Source organism: Noviherbaspirillum malthae, assembly GCF_015352985.1.
Classification (GTDB): domain Bacteria; phylum Pseudomonadota; class Gammaproteobacteria; order Burkholderiales; family Burkholderiaceae_D; genus Noviherbaspirillum; species Noviherbaspirillum malthae.
Genome location: NZ_JACYXF010000007.1, coordinates 38,062 through 55,583, shown reverse-complemented (window position 1 = coordinate 55,583; position 17,522 = coordinate 38,062). Strand labels below are relative to the sequence as shown.

Genomic DNA, 17,522 nt, shown 5'->3' with positions numbered 1-17,522 from the left:
CGTTCGAGCACTTGAGCGCGGCAGCGCTCTTCATCACACATCAATCATTGCAACCGCAGGCACTTCATGTCCGATTATTTCGATTCCCTGGAAACCCGCGATCCGCAGGAGCGCGAGCGCAGCCTGATGCAGGCGCTGCCGCAGCTGATCGCCCGCGCGCAGGCCGCGCAGGGCTGGGCGCGCATCCTGTCCGGCGTGGATGCGCAGAGCATCGCGTCGCGCGCGGCGCTGGCGCAGCTGCCGGTGACCCGCAAGTCCGATCTGAAAGACCTGCAGCAGGCCGACGCGCCCTTCGGCGGCCTGACCACGACACCGACTGCGCAATTGCGCAGGCTGTTCATGTCGCCCGGCCCGATCTTCGATCCCGAGGGCCAGGGGCAGGACTGGTGGCGCTTCGCCCGCCCCTTCACCGCGCTCGGCCTGCGTGCCGGGCATGTGCTGCAGAACTGCTTTTCCTATCATTTCACGCCGGCGGCCTTCATGGCCGAGGGCGGCGCGGCCAGGCTCGGCTGCCCGGTGATCCCGACCGGGATCGGCCAGACCGAGATGCAGGTGCAGGTGATGTCCACGCTCAAGCCCGATGCCTATGTCGGCACGCCCTCCTTCCTGAAGATCATCATCGAGAAGGCGCGCGAGATGGGTGCCGACATCGGCAGCGTGCAGCGCGCGCTGGTGGGCGCGGAAGCCTTGCCGCCGTCATTGCGAAAATGGCTGCAGGACAACGGCGTGCCGCACGTGCTGCAGATGTACGGCTCGGCTGACATCGGCAATATCGCTTACGAAACGGAGACCGACGGCCAGGTCAATCCCGGCATGGTGCTCGACGAAGACCTGCTGCTGGAAATCGTGCGGCCCGGCACCGGCGATCCGGTGGCCGAGGGCGAGGTCGGCGAGGTGGTGATCACGTCTTTCAATTCCGACTATCCGCTGATCCGCTTCGGCACCGGCGACATGTCGGCGGTGCTGCCGGGCGTCTCGCCCTGCGGACGGACCAATACCCGCATCAGGGGATGGATGGGACGCGCCGACCAGACCACCAAGGTGCGCGCGATGTTCGTGCACCCGTCGCAGGTGGCGGAAGTGGTGAAGCGCCATCCGCAGATCGTGAAGGCGCGCCTGGTGGTGAGCGGCGAGATGGCCAATGACGTGATGACGCTGCACTGCGAAGTCGATCGGCCGGACGATGCGGCGGCCGATGCCATCGTGGAATCGATTCGCGAAGTCACCAAGCTGCGCGGCGAGGTGTGCTTCGTTGCACGCGGTGCACTGCCGAATGACGGCAAGGTGATCGAGGATGCGCGCAAGTATGAGTAGGCGCGGATAGAAGGAATACCGGAATGGAAAGCGCCGCTGCCGGCGAGATTGCCGGCAGCGGCGCTTCGTTTTACTGCGCCCGAAAAATCAGAAATCCTTTTTGACCATCTTGTCCGGCGACTTGCCCGGCCGGTCGTTGACGACTTCATCGACGCCGCCGGTTTCGCGCAGGTCGGTATCGACCTGTCCATTCTGCAAGTCCTTGTAGGCTTGCTTCATGTCATCACGCACATTGTCGTCGTATTCGTCGTTCGACTCGTCGCGCTCGTGCGGCATGCGCGGCGTCGAGCCTTCCTTGTACGGTCGCTGGGTGGAAATCTGGTGCTGCTTGAGTGTTCTGTCCATCGCTCCCTCGCTTGATGAAGAAATAACTATCGGGAAAACTGTTCGAGGGCAGCGATGGCGAAAGATTCCATGCAAATGCCAATCAGGCAACAAGAATCAATCAGGCTTCTTCCGGACCTTCGACGATATACAGCCTGCCGACGGAGTTGGCCTGGCGGATCGGCAGCGCCTTCTGGTATTCCGGCGAGTTGTACCAGCGCTGCGCGGCTTCCAGTGAGGGGAATTCCTGAACCACGGTGCGCCAGCCGGCATTGTGCAGATCGTCCTCGCCTTCAAGCTGGATGCGCTGGCCGCCGCGCACCAGGAACTTGCCGCCGTACTGCGCCGCTGCGGCGGTCGACTGGGTGCGGTAAGCTTCATAGTCCTGAGGATTGGTCACTTGTATTTCTGCGACGACATAAGCTTTCTTCATTGACAACCTCCTTTGTTTCAACAAGGTCATCATCTTGCCACATTGCTTCGTGCGGCATATGATGGCCGCCCGCGGCGCTTGGCAGATGAGCAGCGCCGGCAATTTTCATCTTGTACCGAGGTCCGGCGCCATGCCTTATATCGATTCCGAATTCCACCGTGACAAAGCCCGTTCGCTGCTCAAGGATGCCGAACTGATTTTCGACGAAGCCGCCGTGCAGCGCGCGGTCGACGATATCGCGGTCAAGCTCAACCAGCGTTTCGATTCAGATGAAGGCGCGCCGTTTCCGCTGGTGCTCGGCGTCATGGGCGGCGCGGTCGTGTTCTGCGGCCAGCTGCTGACCCGCCTGACATTCCCGCTCGAGTTCGACTACATGCACGTGACCCGCTACGGCAGCAAGGATCAGGGCGGCAAGATCGAATGGAAGGTGATTCCTCGCTCGAATGTCGAGGGGCGCACCGTGATCGTGCTGGACGATATTCTCGACGAGGGCGAGACGCTCGCGCATGTGAAGGAGCGGCTGCTGGAGATGGGGGCGGCCGAGGTGATTCTTGCGGTGTTTGCGGACAAGAATATCGGGAAGGCCAAGCCGGTGACGGCGGATTATATCGGGTTGACACTGCCGAACAAGTTTGTGGTGGGGTATGGGATGGATGCTTATGGTTACTGGCGGAATTTGCCGGGGATTTGGGCGATTCAGACGGAAAGTGCGAATCCCGCCTAAGCTGGAATTGCAAGACTACGGCTGCTTCCGCCGCTTGTTCCCTCCCCTTCAAGGGGAGGGTTAGGGTGGGGATGGGTTTAACGGACGCAAAAGCAATAAAGAGCCGTTAAACGTTACTGACACGTTGGTCTCTTCGTAGAACCTTGCCGGGGGTGGCCCGGCGGCCACTCACTTTTCTTGTCTCGCCAAGAAAAGTAAGCAAAAGAAAGCGACACCCCTGTTGCCGCCCCTGCGGGATTCCCAAAAGTGTTCGGCGTAAAGCGGGAAGCGCAGAAACTCGCCTGCGGCTCAGACAGTCTGCGCTTCTTTGTCCGCTTTACGCCGAACACTTTTGGCGTCGCCAGAGGGGGATACCTAACAGCCTCTATGCGCGAGCTTGGTCACTCCTCCCCTCTCCCGCAGGCGGGAGAGGGGCCGGGGGTGAGGGCAGCCGCAAAACCGCTGCAGCCTCACCCCCCAATCCGCAGCTTCGCAGCCGCGTACTCCGCCTTCAGCTTCTCCATCACCTCCGGCACGCTCAGCACCGCATCCATCAGCCCCACACCCTGCCCTGCACCCCAGATATCGCGCCAGGCCTTGGCCTTGCTGCCGCCACCCGAACCGAAGTTCATCACCGTCTTGTCAGCCTGCGGCAGATTCTCCGGATCGAGACCTGCTGCCACGATCGACTTCTTCAGATAGTTGCCATGCACGCCGGTGAAGAGGTTGGTGTACACCACGTCGGCCGCGGTCGATTCCAGGATGGCCTGGCGGTACGCCTCATCCACATTCGATTCCTTCGTCGCCAGCCATCGAGAGCCGATGTAGGCGAAGTCCGCGCCCATGGCCTGTGCGGCGAGGACGGCGTCGCCGGTGGCGATCGAGCCCGACAGGGCGATCGGTCCCTTGAAGAACTTGCGCACCTCGCCCACCAGCGCAAACGGCGACAGCGCGCCCGCATGTCCGCCGGCGCCGGCCGCGACCAGGATCAGGCCGTCGACGCCGGCTTCCAGCGCCTTCTTCGCATGACGGATCGAGATCACATCGTGCAGCACGATCCCTCCGTAGCTGTGGATCGCGTCCAGCATTTCCTTCGGCGGCGCGCGCAGGCTGGAGATGATGATCGGAATCTGGTGCTTGACGCACACCTCGACGTCATGCGCGAGGCGGTCGTTGGACTGGTGCACGATCTGGTTGACGGCGATCGGCCCGACCTTGGCGCCGGGATTGGCCTTGCGGAATTCTTCGAGGTCGGCCTGGATTTCAGTCAGCCAGGTATCGAGCAGTTCGGCCGGGCGGGCATTGAGCGCGGGAAAGGAACCGACGATGCCGGCCTTGCACTGCGCCTTGACCAGCGCCGGTCCGCTGGCGATGAACATCGGGGAAGCGATGACCGGCAGGCTGAGGTTTTGCAAGACGGCCGGCAAATGACTGTTGCTCATGGATTCTCCTTGGCGAATCCTGCCTGCAGAACAGGCAGATGGAATGATGAGAGGCGCTTGTCGCGGGCATCCGATGTTCCCGCGATTGCGTTTTCTGGAATTCTGTTTATGATGTTATCAGAAAAAACAATGTTATTTACACGTCTCGTTCGAGCATGAAATCTAAAAAAACACCGGTAGTCGATTTTCGCCAGGCGCAGGAGGATCTGCGCGGCACCTTGCGCCAGGGCATGCTGGACGCGGCCACGCGGCTGCTGACCGAGGAGGGTCCGGCGGCATTGACGGTGCGTCGCGTGGCGGAAGCCGTCAACTGCTCGACCACGCTGCTGTATTCGCTGTTCGGCGGCAAGGACGGTTTGGCCAACGAGCTATACCTGGAAGGTTTTGCGCGGCTCAAGGCGGCATTCGCCGATGCCGCGGTGCAGGCGGCGAAGAAGAAGTCGGCTCAGCAAGGTCTTGAACCGCTGCTGCTGCATGCGAAGGTGTATCACGAGTATGCGAAGCGCAACCCGAGCTATTACATGGTGATGTTCGGCGATGCGATCGCCGGCTTCGTGCCGCCGGTGGAATCGCGCAATCAGGCGTGGGAATCATTGGCGGCGCTGATCGAGACTTTCGAGCAGGTGATGGAGAGCGGCGCGTTGCCGAAGTCTGATCCGACGGCTGCGGCGAGGCTGCTGTGGGCGGCGATGCATGGGGCCGTGAGCCTGGAGTTGAAAGGGTATTACCTGAAGACGGAGCGGGCGGATGAGTTGTTCAATGCGGCGGTGAATGCGGTGTTGAGGTCGTTGCGGGTGGGGGGGTGAGGAGTAAATGAAGACGGTAGTCGCTCTTGCTAACGCCCTCACCCCCGGCCCCTCTCCCGCCTGCGGGAGAGGGGAGTAACTCTGCTCGCGCATAGAGGCTGTTGAATCCCCTTTGCCGATGCCAAAAGTGAAGGCTGCAGAGCGGATCAAGAAGCGCAGTTGTCTGAGCCGGAGGCGAGTTTCTGCGCTTCCCGCTTTGCAGCCTTCACTTTTGGGAACCCCGCAGGGGCATCGGCAACGGGGTCGCCTTTCTTTGCTTACTTTCTTTGGCGAAGCAAAGAAAGTAAGTGGCCCGCCGGGGCCAGACCCGGCAAGCATCCACGAAGAACATAACGTGCCGCATCACCGAAGAGAGACATAGAAAAAGGAGACAAGCCATGACCTACCAAACAATCACCCTCACCATCACCAACAAAATCGCCCACCTCACCCTAAACCGCCCTGCCACCCTCAACACCATGCACCCCGTGCTGTGGCGCGAACTCACCCACGCCCTCACCACCCTGCAAAGAGAAGCCCCCGCCCGCGCGCTGGTCATCTCCTCGACAGGCAAGCACTTCACCGCCGGCATGGCGCTCGACGTCTTCGGCGCCGACAGCGGCATCTCCCTCAACGACACCACCGCCGCCGGCCGCGCCAGCATCGTGCCGCAGCTTGCCGACATGCAGCAGGCATTCAACCTGATCGAGCAGCTGCGCATGCCGGTGATCGCCGCGATCCAGGGCGGCTGCATCGGCGGCGGCGTCGACATGATCTCGGCCTGCGACATCCGCCTCGCCACGAACGACGCCTTCTTCTGCATCCAGGAAATCAACATCGGCATGACCGCCGACCTCGGCACGCTGCAGCGCCTGCCGAAGCTGATCCCGGAAGGCATCGTGCATGAACTCGCCTACACCGGCCGCCGCCTGCCGGCGCAGCGCGCACTTGCGGTCGGTCTGGTCAACGAGGTATTCGAGTCGCAGGAGAAGATGCTCGAGGCGGCGATGCAGATGGCGCGCGAGATCGCGGAAAAGCCGCCGGTGGCGATCTGGGGCAGCAAGCAGGCAATCCACTATGCACGCGACCATTCCACCCACGATGCCCTGCAGCAGATGGGCTGGCTGCAGTCGGGCATCTGGCAGACCGGCAACCTGGTGGAAGCCTTCAACGCGAAGCAGCAGGGCCGCGCGCCGCAGTTCGACGACCTGGCGCCGCTGCATTCCTTCGAAGACGGCAAGTATGAATTGAAGTAGGCATCAAGCAGGCAGCCCGGCTTCCCATCCCCGAACCACGACACACATGCACAGGAGACCATCATGTTCCAACCCAAACTGATGCAGGGCAAACGTATTCTCGTCACCGGCGGCGGCACCGGCCTTGGCCGCGCGATGGCGGAAAAATATCTGTCGCTTGGCGCCGACATCTATATCTGCGGACGCCGCAAGCAGGTCTGCGACGAGACCGCGAAGGAGTTGATGGCGGCCCACGGCGGCTCGGTAAAGACCTTCGGCATCGACATCCGCGATGCGGCGGCGGTCGATGACATGGTCGAGCAGATCTTCGCCGAAGGACCGCTGACCGGACTGGTCAACAATGCGGCCGGCAATTTCATCTCGCCGACCTCGGCCCTGTCGCCGCGCGGCTTCGACGCGATCGCCAACATCGTCATGCACGGCACCTTCTACATCACGCATGCGGTGGGCCGGCGCTGGGTAGAGATGGCGGCCAAGGGACAGTGGAAGCCGGAAGACGGCTACCGCAGCGTGATCTCCATCATCGTCACCTGGGTGCTCAACGGCGGCCCCTTCGTCGTGCCGTCGTCGATGAGCAAGGCGGCCATTCATGCGATGACCATGTCGCTGGCAACCGAATGGGCGCAGTACGGCATCCGCCTCAATGCGATCGGCCCGGGCGAGATTCCCACCGAGGGCATGAGCAAGCGATTGAATCCGGGCGAAGAGCCGGGCGCACGTTCGGCCGCCACCAATCCGATGGGACGCGCCGGCAAGATGGAGGAATTGCAGAACCTCGCCACCTTCCTGATGAGCGACGGCTGCGACTGGCTGACAGGCCAGGCGATCATGATGGACGGCGGCAATCACCTCGCCACCGGCGGCAACTTCTACGGCCTGCGCAGCTGGAGCGAACAGCAGTGGAAGGATGCGCGCGACCGCATCGAGGCGCAGAACAAGAAGGACCGGGAGCAGCGCACCGCGTAGCCACGGTGCGGCCGCGCCCGACTTGAGGACGGGATCAGTCCTGGTTGACCAGGCGTCCGTCCTCGATGCGCGCGGCTTGCGCGCGGATCAGTTGCGCCGTTGCCCACTGTGCCAGTTCCGCCGCAGGTTTCTGCAGGTAGCGCGCATTCGCCTCGCGCACCAGCAGCATGTCGGCCATCAGCGTTTCCACATCGGCCATGGGGATGCCCTGCTTGTCCAGCAGCAGGAACTTGAGCAGCACCTTGATGGCATTCTGCGCATTGCGCGCCGGATCGGCGACGAAATAGTCGAGGCGGGAAAAGGCGGTGGCGAGCGCCTTGCCGACGTCCGTGAACGGCGCGCCGTGCCCCGGAATGACCAGCTTTACATCGAGCGACGCGATCAGCTCCAGCGTCGCCCGCACTTCCGCAAATCCCGACTCGCCTTCGAGTTCCGGGAACACCACGCCGAAGCCGTTTTCCCACAGCGCATCGGCGGAAATCAGGATGCCTTCATCGGGGCAGAAGAAGATCAGCGAATGCGGATCGTGGCCGGGTGCGGCCAGCGCCTGCCAGGTCATGTCGCCCAGCGTCAGCGTGTCACCGGGCCGGATGGTCTCGGTGAAATCGAAGCGTTCGCACACCTGGCCGGTGGACTTGTAGGTGAGCGCGTCGGCACTCCATTCGCGCACCTTGTCCGCTTCGGCGGCGGGAATCGCGGTGCGGCAGGAAAAGGCGCGCTGCAGCGCCGCGTTGCCGCCGCAATGGTCAGAATGCAGGTGGGTGTTGACCAGCAGGTCGAGCGTGCGGCCTCCCAGCGCATGCCGCACCAGCGCCACTGTCTGTTCGGCATGCGTGGCGTAGCCGCTGTCGACGAGCGCGGTCTCGCCGCGGCCGGTGAAAAGAATGTTGTTCGACGACAGCCAGCCGCGTTCGAACACCTGCATTGAGGTGGGCAGTTTCATTTTTTCATCTGGTAGGCGAGCGAGATTTTCGCGAACTCCAGCAGCACCGCCTGCGAGCCGCCGTTGAAGGTCACGAAGGTGTTGCCGCTGCGGACCACGAGCCTCGGCGGGAAGATCGCGCTCAGGTAGGGAATGCCGATCATCTTGGCGCTGCGGATGTCGCGCCATTCGACATGGCGGTTGTACATCCAGCGCTGGGTGATGCCGGTGTCGTCGATGGTGACCGTGGAGCGCAGGAACCAGTAGTAGCTGATGACCAGCATCAGCGCCGCGCCCATCAGCAGCGCCTTGACGCCGAAGCCGTATTCGAGCAGCGGAAAGCGCACGGTGATGCTGCCGGCATAAACGGCGAGCACGATGGTGACGACGGTGGCCAGGAGCTTGAACCACGTGTTGTAGGCGGGGCCGGTGACGGGCTGCTCCGGCTTGTAGAAATTGAATTGCATGGTTGCCATGGCGTTGTGTCCTAAGGTGCTCAGCTGCGCCGCTGCACGCCCACCGGGCGATCGGCGGCCTGCAGCCAGGACGGCGATTGAAAAAAGGGATCGCCGCCGAGATAGGCCAGCAGCATGTCGGTGGAATCGAATCCCCAGAAACGGCGATTATCCACTACCGCGGTCGGCACGCCAAACACGCCGGCGGCGATTGCCTGTTCGGCATTGGCGCGCAGCTGCTGCTTGACGTCGGCGGCGTCGAGCTGGTCGGGAGTGACATGCAATTCCTGCAACAGTGCTTCGAAGCTTGCTGTATTTGCGGGCGTATTGCCTTCGCGCCAGACCCAGTGAAACAGGCGGCGTATCGCGTCCGGCGTGCTGCCCAACGCCAGGCACAGGCGCAGCAGCGGCAGGGGGTTGAAGGGGTGTTCGCTTGGCATCGTCATCGGTATGCCGTGTTTATGGGCCAGCCAGAGGCAGTGTTCGTAGGTCCATTGCCGCTTGGGGGCGAGTTCGGCGGGGCCTGTGGTGCCCCAGTGGTTTAGGAGGGCGGCGAAGAGGATGGGTTTGGGGGTGATGTGGGTGTTGCGTGGTAGTTGGGAGAGTTGTTCGTGTTGGAGGTAGGAGAAGGGGGAGATGAAGTCGAAGTACCAGGTGATATTTTTTTGGGTGGTCATGTTTGTCTCCTTTCGGTGATGTTTCCGATTTCTCTTCGGTGATGCAAAGCGTCATGTTCTTCGTGGAGGCTTGCCGGGGGTGGCCCGGCGGCCACTCACTTTTCTTGTCTCGCCAAGAAAAGTAAGCAAAAGAAGGGGGCCGCCGAGGTGCGACCCCTCTACCGCCGCCCCTGCGGGTTCCCAAAAGAGCGGCCGGCAAAGCGGGAAGCGCAGAAACTCGCCTGCGGCTCAGACAGTCTGCGCTTCTTTATCCGCTTTGCCGGCCGCTCTTTTGGCGTCGTTAGAAGGGATTTTTAACAGCCTCTGTGCGCGAGCTTGGTTTGGTGGGTTTGCCTGTTCGGGACTGGTTTTTTGATATTGGAAACTGTCTCTCCCTTGCGACCGCCCTCACCCCCGGCCCCTCTCCCGCTTGCGGGAGAGGGGAGTGACCAAGGCAGCGCATAGAGCCTGTTTAAGTTTCCCCTCTAACGACGCCAAAAGTAGTCGACGTGAAGCGGATAAGAAGCGCAGATGTCTGAGCCGAAGGCGAGTTTCTGCGCTTCCCGCTTTGCGTCGACTACTTTTGGGAACCCCGCAGGGGCGGCGGTAGGGGTGTCGCCTTTTTTGCCTACTTTTTTGGCGAAGCAAAAAAGTAGGTGGCCCGCCGGGGCCAGACCCGGCTAGCCTCCACGGAGAGCATGACGCTTTGCATCACCGAAGAGAATCCCCTGCCTAAAACAGCCCCTCTTCCCGCCTCCGAATCTCCATCCAAACCGCCCTCTTAACCTCCTCGCTAGCCGTCCCCCACTGCACAATCTCCTCAATCGTCCGCAAACACCCCTCACACAACCCCGTCTGCGCATTCATCTTGCAAACACTGATGCAAGGCGAAGGCACCCTGCCCTGATCATTCACCGGATCGAACTGAATCATCGCAGCGCCACATCCACCACCGGCGCGCCGGTCATCGCCTGCAGCTGCTGCGGCGTCAGGTTGAACACCGCATGCGGATGCCCCGCCGCGGCCCAGACGCTGGGCAGTTTCATCAAGTCTTCATCGATCAGCATCACCGTCTTTTCCACATGCCCGATCGGACAGACGCCGCCGATCGCATAGCCGATGCGGGTCTTGACGAACTTCGCATCGGCGCGCCCCAGCGGCCCGACCTGCGCCGCAACCTTGTGTTCGTCGACGCGGTTGGCGCCGCTGGCCACCACCATCACCGCCGCGTCGTCGGCGAGACGGCGGAAGACGATGGACTTGGCGATTTCGGCCACGCTGCAGCCGAGACCGGCGGCGGCTTCGGCGGAGGTCTTGCCGGTTTCCGGCAGCATCACGACCGGCTTGTCATGGCCGAGCTCGGCCAGCAGGTTGGCGACGCGCTGCGCGCTGTCGGGCAGTTTTGTGTCGGTGTTGCTCATGTCAGTCATTCATCAAAAGTCCAATGCGCCGCTGCAGTTCCGGCACGACCTCCCGCTCGAACCAGGGGTTGGCCTTGAACCAGGCGATATTGCGCGGGCTCGGATGCGGCAGCGGCAGGTATTTGGGCAGATAGTCGCGCCAGGCGGCAACCGTCTCGGTCAGCGTGCGCCTGCCATTGTCCCGCAAATAATATTCCTGCGCATGGCGGCCGATCAGCAGCGTCAGCTGCACCTCCGGCATGAGCTGCAGCAGCGGCGCATGCCAGGCAGGCGCGCACTCGGGACGCGGCGGCAGGTCGCCGCTCCTGCCCTTGCCCGGATAGCAGAAGCCGGTCGGCACGATGGCCACCTTGCCTTCGTCGTAGAACACCTCGCGCGGCATCTGCAGCCAGCGGCGCAGACGGTCGCCCGACGGATCGTTCCAGGGAATGCCGGTGTCGTGCACCCGCCGCCCCGGCGCTTGGCCGACGATCAGCAGGCGCGCCGTCGGACTGGCCTGCACCACCGGCCGTGGACCATGGGGCAGGTGCGCGCTGCACTGCTCGCAGGCACGGATGGCCGCGAGCAGTTCCGACAGCGGGCGCAGCGGCGCTTCCTTCAATGCCTTGTCCCCTTACCCCGCCCGCTTGGCCGCGATCGCGTTGCCGGTGCGGCTGGCCGCCTTGCGGTTGAGGTGCTGCGAGATGAACTGGCCGGCGTCGACCACCTTGTCGAGATCGATACCGGTCTCGATGCCGAGCCCGTTCATCAGGAACAGCACATCCTCCGTCGAGACATTGCCGGTTGCGCCCTTTGCATACGGGCAGCCGCCTAGGCCGGCCACCGACGAGTGGAAGATCGAGATGCCGACTTCCAGGCTGGCGTAGATGTTCGCGGTCGCCTGGCCGTAGGTGTCGTGGAAATGGCCGGACAGGCGCTCGATCGGGAATTCCTTCACCACGCGGTCGAACACCGCCTGCACCTTCTTCGGCGTACCCACGCCGATGGTGTCGGCGATGTCGATCTCGTCGCAGCCGAGTTCGCGCAGCCGGCGCACCACGTCGGCCACGCTCTCGGCCGGCACTTCGCCCTGGTAGGGGCAGCCGAACGCGCAGCTGATGCTGCCGCGCAGGCGGATGTTGTTTTGCTTGGCGGCCTGCGCGACATCGCGGAAGCGCTCGATCGATTCGGCGATCGAGCAGTTGATGTTGCGCTGGGAAAAGGCTTCCGAGGCGGCGCCGAAGATCACCACTTCATCGGCCTTGGCCGCGAGCGCGGCTTCGAAGCCTTTCATGTTGGGCGTCAGCGCGGAATAGATGACGCCGGGCTTGCGGCGGATCTTGTCCATCACTTCGGCGGAGGTCGCCATCTGCGGCACCCACTTCGGCGAGACGAAGGAGGCGGCTTCGATGTTCACGAAGCCTGCGTCGGTCAGGCGGTCGACGAGTTCGATCTTGACCTCGGCGGGGATGGTTTCCTTTTCGTTCTGCAAGCCGTCGCGCGGACCGACTTCGACGATTTTGACTTTGCTTGGGAGGCTCATAGTGTGCCTTTCGGTGAATTGCCCCTTCTCTCTAAGACTAATTATTACCAATAAGTCCGCAAGCCCTTGGACGCCCCTTCCCCTTCAAGGGGAAGGCTGGGATGGGGATGGGTTTCTTTACGTACTTCAAACCCATCCCCACCCTAGCCCTCCCCTTGAAGGGGAGGGGACTTCAAGGTCTTGGCAGACTTGGCAAGATCTCTGCCTTGAAGGAAAGGAATTGTCAAAAAATCTGCTACTACGCCGCCTTGAACGCCAGCAGCTGCGCGCCTTCCGCCACCTGGTCGCCGACCGCATACAGCAGATCCTCGACCGTGCCGTTGGCCGGCGCGGCAATCGTGTGCTCCATCTTCATCGCTTCCATGATCAAGAGCGGCGCGCCCTTCTCCACCGTCTTGCCTTTCTCCACCAGTAGCGCCACGATCTTGCCCGGCATCGGCGCCGTCAGGCGGCCGCCTTCGGCCTCGCTCTCGCCGGCATGGGCCAGCGGATCGTTGTAGTTGAGCACGTAATGCGCGCCGCCGGTGAACACATGGAACACGTCGGCCGCACGTACCACAGTGCCGCGCACCGCGGTGCCGTCGACCTTGATCACCAGATGCTGGCCCTGGCGCTCGACCAGCGTCATCACCGACGAGGCGCCATTCAGGCCCAGCGTCCAGCCGTTCTCGCGATAGGACACCGATACCGGATAGGTGGAGCCTTCCTCGCCGAATTCCAGGGTGCGCAGCAGGGCGCCGTTCATCCTCCAGCCGCTGGTATTGGCCCAGGGATCATTGGCCGCGGCGCCGGCAGTCTGCTCGGACGACAACAGTGACGCCGCCGCCAGGCCGAGGATCTGCAGCGAGGCCGGCTGCGGTGTCGGGAACAGTTCATCATGATTGCGCTCGATCAGGCCGGTGTCGAGGTCGGCCTGCGAGAACGGCCGGCTTTCCACTAGGCGCTTGAGGAAGGCGACATTGGTGGCCAGGCCCACCACCTGGTACTCCGCCAGCGCCTGCGACATGTGCGCCAGCGCTTCCTCGCGGTCATTGCCCCAGACGATCAGCTTGGCGATCATCGGATCGTAGAACGGCGAGATCGCATCACCTTCGCGCACGCCGGAATCGATGCGGATCGCCGCCGGATTGCCGGCCACGCTGCCTTGGCCGAGCTCGAAGTTCACCGCAGGCGGCGTATGCAGATGGCGCAGCGTGCCGATCGAAGGCAGGAAGCCCTTCTCCGGGTTCTCCGCATAGATGCGCGCTTCCAGCGCATGGCCGTGGATCGTCAGTTCTTCCTGTTTCTTCGGCAAGGGTTCGCCGAAGGCCACGCGCAACTGCCATTCCACCAGGTCCAGCCCGGTGATCATCTCGGTCACCGGATGCTCGACCTGCAGCCGCGTGTTCATTTCCATGAAGTAGAAGCTGCCATCCTGGTTGGCAATGAATTCCACCGTGCCGGCGCCGACATAACCGACCGCCTTCGCAGCAGCCACTGCGGCTTCGCCCATCGCACGGCGGCGCTCTTCGGTCATGCCCGGCGCGGGCGCTTCTTCCAGCACCTTCTGGTGGCGGCGCTGCACCGAGCAGTCGCGCTCGAACAGGTAGACGCAGTTGCCCTGCGTGTCGGCAAACACCTGGATCTCGATATGGCGCGGGCGGGTCAGGTATTTCTCGACCAGCACCTTGTCGTCGCCGAAGCTGTTGATCGCTTCGCGCTTGCAGGATTCGAGCGCGGCCTTGAAATCCTCGCTTTTCTCGACGATGCGCATACCCTTGCCGCCGCCGCCGGCGGACGCCTTCAGCAGCACCGGATAGCCGATCTTGTCGGCCTGCTCGCGCAGGAAGTCGGCATCCTGGTTGTCGCCGTGATAACCCGGCACCAGCGGCACGTTGGCCTTTTCCATCAGCGCTTTCGCGGCCGACTTGGAACCCATCGCACGGATGGCGGAAGCCGGCGGGCCGATAAAGGCGATGCCCGCTTTGGCGCAGGCTTCGGCGAAGTCCTCATTTTCCGACAGAAAGCCGTAGCCGGGATGGATGGCTTGCGCGCCGGTGGCCTTGGCGACTTCGATGATCTTGTCGGCGCGCAGGTAGCTTTCCTTGGCCGGCGCGGGGCCGATGGCAACGGATTCGTCGCACACGGCGACATGCTTGGCATTGGCATCGGCCTCGGAATACACCGCGACGCTTTTGACGCCGAGGCGATGGGCCGTGGAAGCAACGCGGCAGGCGATTTCGCCGCGGTTGGCAATCAGGATCTTGGTGAACACGCTATCTCCTTATGGGGTGCGGTGGATGTCTCTTGTTGTGCGTTGAACTGCATGTCCTGCGCGGCGGTTTCCCTCGCAGGAAGCCGCCATTACTGCATTTATCCGTTGGCGACCATCTTGGCGTCGACCTGAGTGTGCTTGATCCGCATGCCGAGCTTCTGCAGCAGCGCCATGTCGGCATCGGCATCCGGGTTGCCGGTGGTCAGCAGCTTGTCGCCGTAGAAGATCGAGTTGGCGCCGGCCGCAAAGCACATCGCCTGCACCGCTTCGCCCAGCTCCCGGCGGCCGGCCGACAGCCGCACGCGCGCCTTCGGCATGGTGATGCGCGCCACCGCGATGGTGCGTACGAACTCCAGCGGATCGAGCGGGTCCTGGCCGTAGAGCGGCGTGCCGGGCACCTGCACCAGGTGGTTGATCGGCACCGATTCGGGATACGGGTCGAGGTTGGCCACCTGCGCGATCAGGCCGGCGCGCTGCTTGCGCGACTCGCCCATGCCGACGATGCCGCCGCAGCAGACCTTGATGCCGGCATTGCGCACGCGATCCAGCGTATTGAGGCGGTCGTCGTACTGGCGCGTGGAGATGATGTCGTTGTAGAACTCGGGCGCGGTGTCGAGGTTGTGATTGTAGTAATCGAGGCCGGCGGCGGCGAGGCGTTCGGCCTGTCCTTCTTCCAGCATGCCCAGCGTGGCGCAGGCTTCGAGGCCGAGCGCCTTCACGCCGCGCACCATCGCTTCCACATGGTCGAGATCGCGGTCCTTCGGGCTGCGCCAGGCGGCGCCCATGCAGAAGCGGGTGGCGCCGTGGGCCTTGGCGGCGCGGGCGGCTTCGAGCACGGTTTCCAGTTCCAGCAGCTTCTGCGCGGTGACGCCGGTGTCGTAGCGCGCCGCCTGCGGGCAGTATCCGCAGTCTTCCGGGCAGCCGCCGGTCTTGATCGACAGCAGGGTGGCCAGTTCGACTTCCTGCGGATCGAAGTTCTCACGATGCACCTGCTGGGCGCGGAACATCAGTTCGTTGAACGGCAGCTCGAACAGTTCCTGCACCTTCTCCACCGGCCAGGCTTGCGCGGCAGCGGCGCGTGCGGCGGCGGGAGTGCGGAGTTCGTGAAAGGTAATGGCTTGCGATGACATCAGACTTCCTTTGCTTCTGGTGAAAACGTATGAGTGGGTTTGGCCGCGCCGGCAGCGGGCCAGTTCGGCAGGCCGGAACAATCGAGGTGGCTTGCGGCGGCCGCTGCCGATGCTGCCGGCAGGCGCGGAATCACGCCGAGCAGCGGCGCCGGCAGGCGGGCGCGCAGCGTATCGATGTTCTCCGACTGAAAGCGCATCTGCGGATCGACCACATTGGCGACCCAGCCGGCGAGGCGCAGGCCGCGCGCGGCGATCGCTTCGGCAGTCAGCAGCGCATGGCTGATGCAGCCCAGCCGCAGGCCGACCACCAGGATGACCGGCAGCGCGAGCTTCTGCGCGAGATCGGCGGTGTCGAATTCCTCGGTCAGCGGCACGCAGAAGCCGCCGACGCCTTCGACCACCACCGCGTCGGCTGCAGCCGCAACCTGCCGGTAGCAATCGAGAATATGGCCGATGTCGAAGCTGACGCCTTCCAGCGCGGCCGCGATATGCGGCGCGGCCGGTTCGCGCAGCAGATAGGGCGTGGTCAGCGGCAGCGGCAATGCCAGATTCGCGGCACCGGCGATCGCATCCACATCCTCGTTGCGCAGCACGCCGTCGCGCAGTTCCGCGCCGGCGGCGAGCGGCTTCATGCCGGCGGCGCGCACGCCGGTCTGCGCCAGCGCATGCAGCAAGGCGCTCGTGGTGAGCGTCTTGCCGATCTCGGTATCGGTGCCGGTGACGAAGTAGGCTGTCCTTGCGGTCATGGCCTGGCCTCGCTTTCGATCCTGTTGAACGCCTGCGCCAGCTGCGCGACATCGGCACCGGTATGCGCGGCCGACAGCGTGATGCGCAGGCGCGCGGTATCGGCCGGCACCGTCGGCGGGCGGATCGCCGGCACCCAGATGCCCTGCTCGTGCAGCAGCGCGGCGGCGCGCAGCGCTTCGTCGTTGGGGCCGATGATGACCGGCTGGATCGCAGTCTGCGACGGCAGCAGTTGCCAGCGTTTCAGGCGCAGGCCATCCTGCAGCCGTGCAACGAGCTGCTGCAGATGCGCGCGCCGGGCGGCGCCTTCCTCGCCGGTGATCAGGTCGATGCTGGCCAGCAGCGCATGCGACAGCGCCGGCGGCGCGGCAGTGGTGTAGATGTAGGGCCGCGCCCGCTGCACCAGCCAATCGATCACGGTCGCATGCGCGGCGACGAAGGCGCCGCCGACGCCGGCCGCCTTGCCGAGCGTACCCATGTAGATCAGGTTGGGCGAGCGCAGCCGGAAGTGTTCCAGCGCGCCGTGGCCATTGTCGCCGAGCACGCCGAAGCCGTGCGCATCGTCGACCACCAGCCAGGCGTCATGCCGTTCGCACAGGGCAAGCAACGCGCGCAGCGGCGCGAGATCGCCATCCATGCTGAACACGCTGTCGGTCACCACGATCTTCGTCTTCGCAGTGCTGGCTGCGAGCAAACCTTCCAGCGCTTCGACATCGCCATGCGCATAGATCTTCACGTTGGCGCGCGACAGGCGGGCGCCGTCGATCAGCGAGGCATGATTCAGCGATTCCGAGAACAGATCGGTGTCGCGGCCCGACACGGCAGCCAGTGCGGTCAGCACCGCGAGGTTGGCCATGTAACCGGTGCAGAAGGTGAGCGCACGGGCCTGTTCGATATACGGCGACATCAGTTCGGCGAAGCGCTCTTCCAGGAGATCGTGCGCGCGGGAATGACCGCTGATCAGGTGCGAGGCGCCGCTGCCGGCGCCGTATTTCGCGGCGCCTTCCTGCAAGGCCGCGATCAGGCGCGGATGATTGGCCAGGCCGAGATAGTCGTTGCTGCAGAAGGCCAGCATGGCGCGGCCGTCGACGGTCACATGCGGCGCGCAGGGCGTGTCGGCGACGCGGCGGCGGCGCAGCAGTTTCTGCTGGTCCAGACCATGCAGCTGCTGTTCGAGTTGGGAGAGCAGTTGCAT

Annotated in this window: 19 protein-coding genes; 5 read left to right on the top strand and 14 right to left on the bottom strand. The window is 63.7% G+C overall.

Translation table 11 applies throughout. From position 1 onward, the window contains the following. Nucleotides 1-66: 66 nt before the first annotated feature. The gene (locus IGW03_RS12255; RefSeq protein WP_194722850.1) at nt 67-1,314 is read left to right on the top strand and encodes a phenylacetate--CoA ligase family protein; all 1,248 of its coding nucleotides are present in this window, start codon (nt 67-69) and stop codon (nt 1,312-1,314) included. 87 nt (nt 1,315-1,401) lie between these two features. Here the strand turns inward: IGW03_RS12255 and IGW03_RS12250 are convergent, their stop codons facing one another. Together IGW03_RS12250 and IGW03_RS12245 are read right to left on the bottom strand one after the other, a co-directional pair. Continuing rightward, nucleotides 1,402-1,659, bottom strand: a complete 258-nt coding sequence (locus IGW03_RS12250) for a hypothetical protein (RefSeq protein WP_194722849.1) — start codon at nt 1,657-1,659, stop codon at nt 1,402-1,404. Between the two features lie 100 nt (nt 1,660-1,759). After that, entirely contained in the window at nt 1,760-2,071 is a 312-nt protein-coding gene (locus IGW03_RS12245) for a DUF1330 domain-containing protein (protein ID WP_194722848.1), read from the bottom strand. A gap of 130 nt (nt 2,072-2,201) precedes the next feature. Between IGW03_RS12245 and IGW03_RS12240 the strand changes: the two genes are divergently transcribed. Next, the gene (locus IGW03_RS12240) at nt 2,202-2,795 is read left to right on the top strand and encodes a hypoxanthine-guanine phosphoribosyltransferase (RefSeq protein WP_194722988.1); all 594 of its coding nucleotides are present in this window, start codon (nt 2,202-2,204) and stop codon (nt 2,793-2,795) included. Between the two features lie 449 nt (nt 2,796-3,244). On the opposite strand, the gene IGW03_RS12235 is transcribed toward IGW03_RS12240, so the two are convergent. Beyond that, nucleotides 3,245-4,216, bottom strand: coding sequence for an NAD(P)H-dependent flavin oxidoreductase (locus IGW03_RS12235; protein WP_194722847.1), 972 nt, complete (start codon nt 4,214-4,216; stop codon nt 3,245-3,247). A gap of 155 nt (nt 4,217-4,371) precedes the next feature. On the opposite strand from IGW03_RS12235, the gene IGW03_RS12230 reads away from it, so the two are divergent. From IGW03_RS12230 to IGW03_RS12220, 3 genes are all read left to right on the top strand, one after another. Beyond that, entirely contained in the window at nt 4,372-5,022 is a 651-nt protein-coding gene (locus IGW03_RS12230; protein WP_194722846.1) for a TetR/AcrR family transcriptional regulator, read from the top strand. 377 nt (nt 5,023-5,399) lie between these two features. Next, nucleotides 5,400-6,257, top strand: a complete 858-nt coding sequence (locus IGW03_RS12225) for an enoyl-CoA hydratase-related protein (RefSeq protein ID WP_194722845.1) — start codon at nt 5,400-5,402, stop codon at nt 6,255-6,257. 63 nt (nt 6,258-6,320) lie between these two features. Further along, nucleotides 6,321-7,223, top strand: a complete 903-nt coding sequence (locus IGW03_RS12220) for an SDR family oxidoreductase (protein ID WP_194722844.1) — start codon at nt 6,321-6,323, stop codon at nt 7,221-7,223. A gap of 34 nt (nt 7,224-7,257) precedes the next feature. On the opposite strand, the gene IGW03_RS12215 is transcribed toward IGW03_RS12220, so the two are convergent. The 11 genes from IGW03_RS12215 to bioF form a co-directional block, all read right to left on the bottom strand. After that, complete coding sequence (locus tag IGW03_RS12215; RefSeq protein ID WP_194722843.1) at nt 7,258-8,166, bottom strand: MBL fold metallo-hydrolase; 909 nt, start codon at nt 8,164-8,166, stop codon at nt 7,258-7,260. Further along, complete coding sequence (locus IGW03_RS12210; protein WP_228535421.1) at nt 8,163-8,621, bottom strand: hypothetical protein; 459 nt, start codon at nt 8,619-8,621, stop codon at nt 8,163-8,165. Before IGW03_RS12210 ends, IGW03_RS12215 begins: the two co-directional genes overlap by 4 nt. A 20-nt stretch (nt 8,622-8,641) precedes the next feature. Next, on the bottom strand, nt 8,642-9,277 hold the full coding sequence (locus IGW03_RS12205; RefSeq protein WP_194722842.1) for a 2-hydroxychromene-2-carboxylate isomerase: 636 nt from the start codon (nt 9,275-9,277) through the stop codon (nt 8,642-8,644). 711 nt (nt 9,278-9,988) lie between these two features. Continuing rightward, complete coding sequence (locus IGW03_RS12200) at nt 9,989-10,123, bottom strand: DUF1289 domain-containing protein (RefSeq protein ID WP_438943640.1); 135 nt, start codon at nt 10,121-10,123, stop codon at nt 9,989-9,991. Nucleotides 10,124-10,185: 62 nt separating this feature from the next. Next, complete coding sequence (locus tag IGW03_RS12195; protein ID WP_438943638.1) at nt 10,186-10,686, bottom strand: YbaK/EbsC family protein; 501 nt, start codon at nt 10,684-10,686, stop codon at nt 10,186-10,188. Further along, nucleotides 10,679-11,278 (bottom strand): uracil-DNA glycosylase family protein, encoded by a 600-nt coding sequence (locus IGW03_RS12190; RefSeq protein ID WP_228535419.1) that lies wholly within the window; start codon nt 11,276-11,278, stop codon nt 10,679-10,681. The genes IGW03_RS12195 and IGW03_RS12190 overlap by 8 nt, the downstream gene beginning before the upstream one ends. A gap of 12 nt (nt 11,279-11,290) precedes the next feature. Then, nucleotides 11,291-12,199 (bottom strand): hydroxymethylglutaryl-CoA lyase, encoded by a 909-nt coding sequence (locus IGW03_RS12185; protein ID WP_194722839.1) that lies wholly within the window; start codon nt 12,197-12,199, stop codon nt 11,291-11,293. Between the two features lie 238 nt (nt 12,200-12,437). Continuing rightward, nucleotides 12,438-14,453, bottom strand: coding sequence for an acetyl/propionyl/methylcrotonyl-CoA carboxylase subunit alpha (locus IGW03_RS12180; protein ID WP_194722838.1), 2,016 nt, complete (start codon nt 14,451-14,453; stop codon nt 12,438-12,440). 98 nt (nt 14,454-14,551) lie between these two features. Continuing rightward, nucleotides 14,552-15,583, bottom strand: a complete 1,032-nt coding sequence (bioB, locus tag IGW03_RS12175; protein WP_194722837.1) for a biotin synthase BioB — start codon at nt 15,581-15,583, stop codon at nt 14,552-14,554. Further along, nucleotides 15,583-16,329 carry a dethiobiotin synthase gene (bioD, locus tag IGW03_RS12170; RefSeq protein ID WP_194722836.1) on the bottom strand — a complete coding sequence of 249 codons (747 nt, stop codon included), beginning with the start codon at nt 16,327-16,329 and terminating at the stop codon, nt 15,583-15,585. Before bioD ends, bioB begins: the two co-directional genes overlap by 1 nt. Continuing rightward, on the bottom strand, nt 16,326-17,522 hold the full coding sequence (bioF, locus tag IGW03_RS12165; protein ID WP_194722835.1) for an 8-amino-7-oxononanoate synthase: 1,197 nt from the start codon (nt 17,520-17,522) through the stop codon (nt 16,326-16,328). The genes bioD and bioF overlap by 4 nt, the downstream gene beginning before the upstream one ends.

Excerpts from the sequence above, each read along its gene's own strand:
- IGW03_RS12255 (WP_194722850.1), top strand. The coding sequence starts at position 67 with ATGTCCGATTATTTCGATTCCCTGGAAACCCGCGATCCGCAGGAGCGC.
- IGW03_RS12250 (WP_194722849.1), bottom strand. The coding sequence starts at position 1,659 with ATGGACAGAACACTCAAGCAGCACCAGATTTCCACCCAGCGACCGTAC.
- IGW03_RS12245 (WP_194722848.1), bottom strand. The coding sequence starts at position 2,071 with ATGAAGAAAGCTTATGTCGTCGCAGAAATACAAGTGACCAATCCTCAG.
- IGW03_RS12240 (WP_194722988.1), top strand. The coding sequence starts at position 2,202 with ATGCCTTATATCGATTCCGAATTCCACCGTGACAAAGCCCGTTCGCTG.
- IGW03_RS12235 (WP_194722847.1), bottom strand. The coding sequence starts at position 4,216 with ATGAGCAACAGTCATTTGCCGGCCGTCTTGCAAAACCTCAGCCTGCCG.
- IGW03_RS12230 (WP_194722846.1), top strand. The coding sequence starts at position 4,372 with ATGAAATCTAAAAAAACACCGGTAGTCGATTTTCGCCAGGCGCAGGAG.
- IGW03_RS12225 (WP_194722845.1), top strand. The coding sequence starts at position 5,400 with ATGACCTACCAAACAATCACCCTCACCATCACCAACAAAATCGCCCAC.
- IGW03_RS12220 (WP_194722844.1), top strand. The coding sequence starts at position 6,321 with ATGTTCCAACCCAAACTGATGCAGGGCAAACGTATTCTCGTCACCGGC.
- IGW03_RS12215 (WP_194722843.1), bottom strand. The coding sequence starts at position 8,166 with ATGAAACTGCCCACCTCAATGCAGGTGTTCGAACGCGGCTGGCTGTCG.
- IGW03_RS12210 (WP_228535421.1), bottom strand. The coding sequence starts at position 8,621 with ATGGCAACCATGCAATTCAATTTCTACAAGCCGGAGCAGCCCGTCACC.
- IGW03_RS12205 (WP_194722842.1), bottom strand. The coding sequence starts at position 9,277 with ATGACCACCCAAAAAAATATCACCTGGTACTTCGACTTCATCTCCCCC.
- IGW03_RS12200 (WP_438943640.1), bottom strand. The coding sequence starts at position 10,123 with ATGAATGCGCAGACGGGGTTGTGTGAGGGGTGTTTGCGGACGATTGAG.
- IGW03_RS12195 (WP_438943638.1), bottom strand. The coding sequence starts at position 10,686 with ATGACTGACATGAGCAACACCGACACAAAACTGCCCGACAGCGCGCAG.
- IGW03_RS12185 (WP_194722839.1), bottom strand. The coding sequence starts at position 12,199 with ATGAGCCTCCCAAGCAAAGTCAAAATCGTCGAAGTCGGTCCGCGCGAC.
- bioB (WP_194722837.1), bottom strand. The coding sequence starts at position 15,583 with ATGTCATCGCAAGCCATTACCTTTCACGAACTCCGCACTCCCGCCGCC.
- bioD (WP_194722836.1), bottom strand. The coding sequence starts at position 16,329 with ATGACCGCAAGGACAGCCTACTTCGTCACCGGCACCGATACCGAGATC.
- bioF (WP_194722835.1), bottom strand. The coding sequence starts at position 17,522 with ATGCAACTGCTCTCCCAACTCGAACAGCAGCTGCATGGTCTGGACCAG.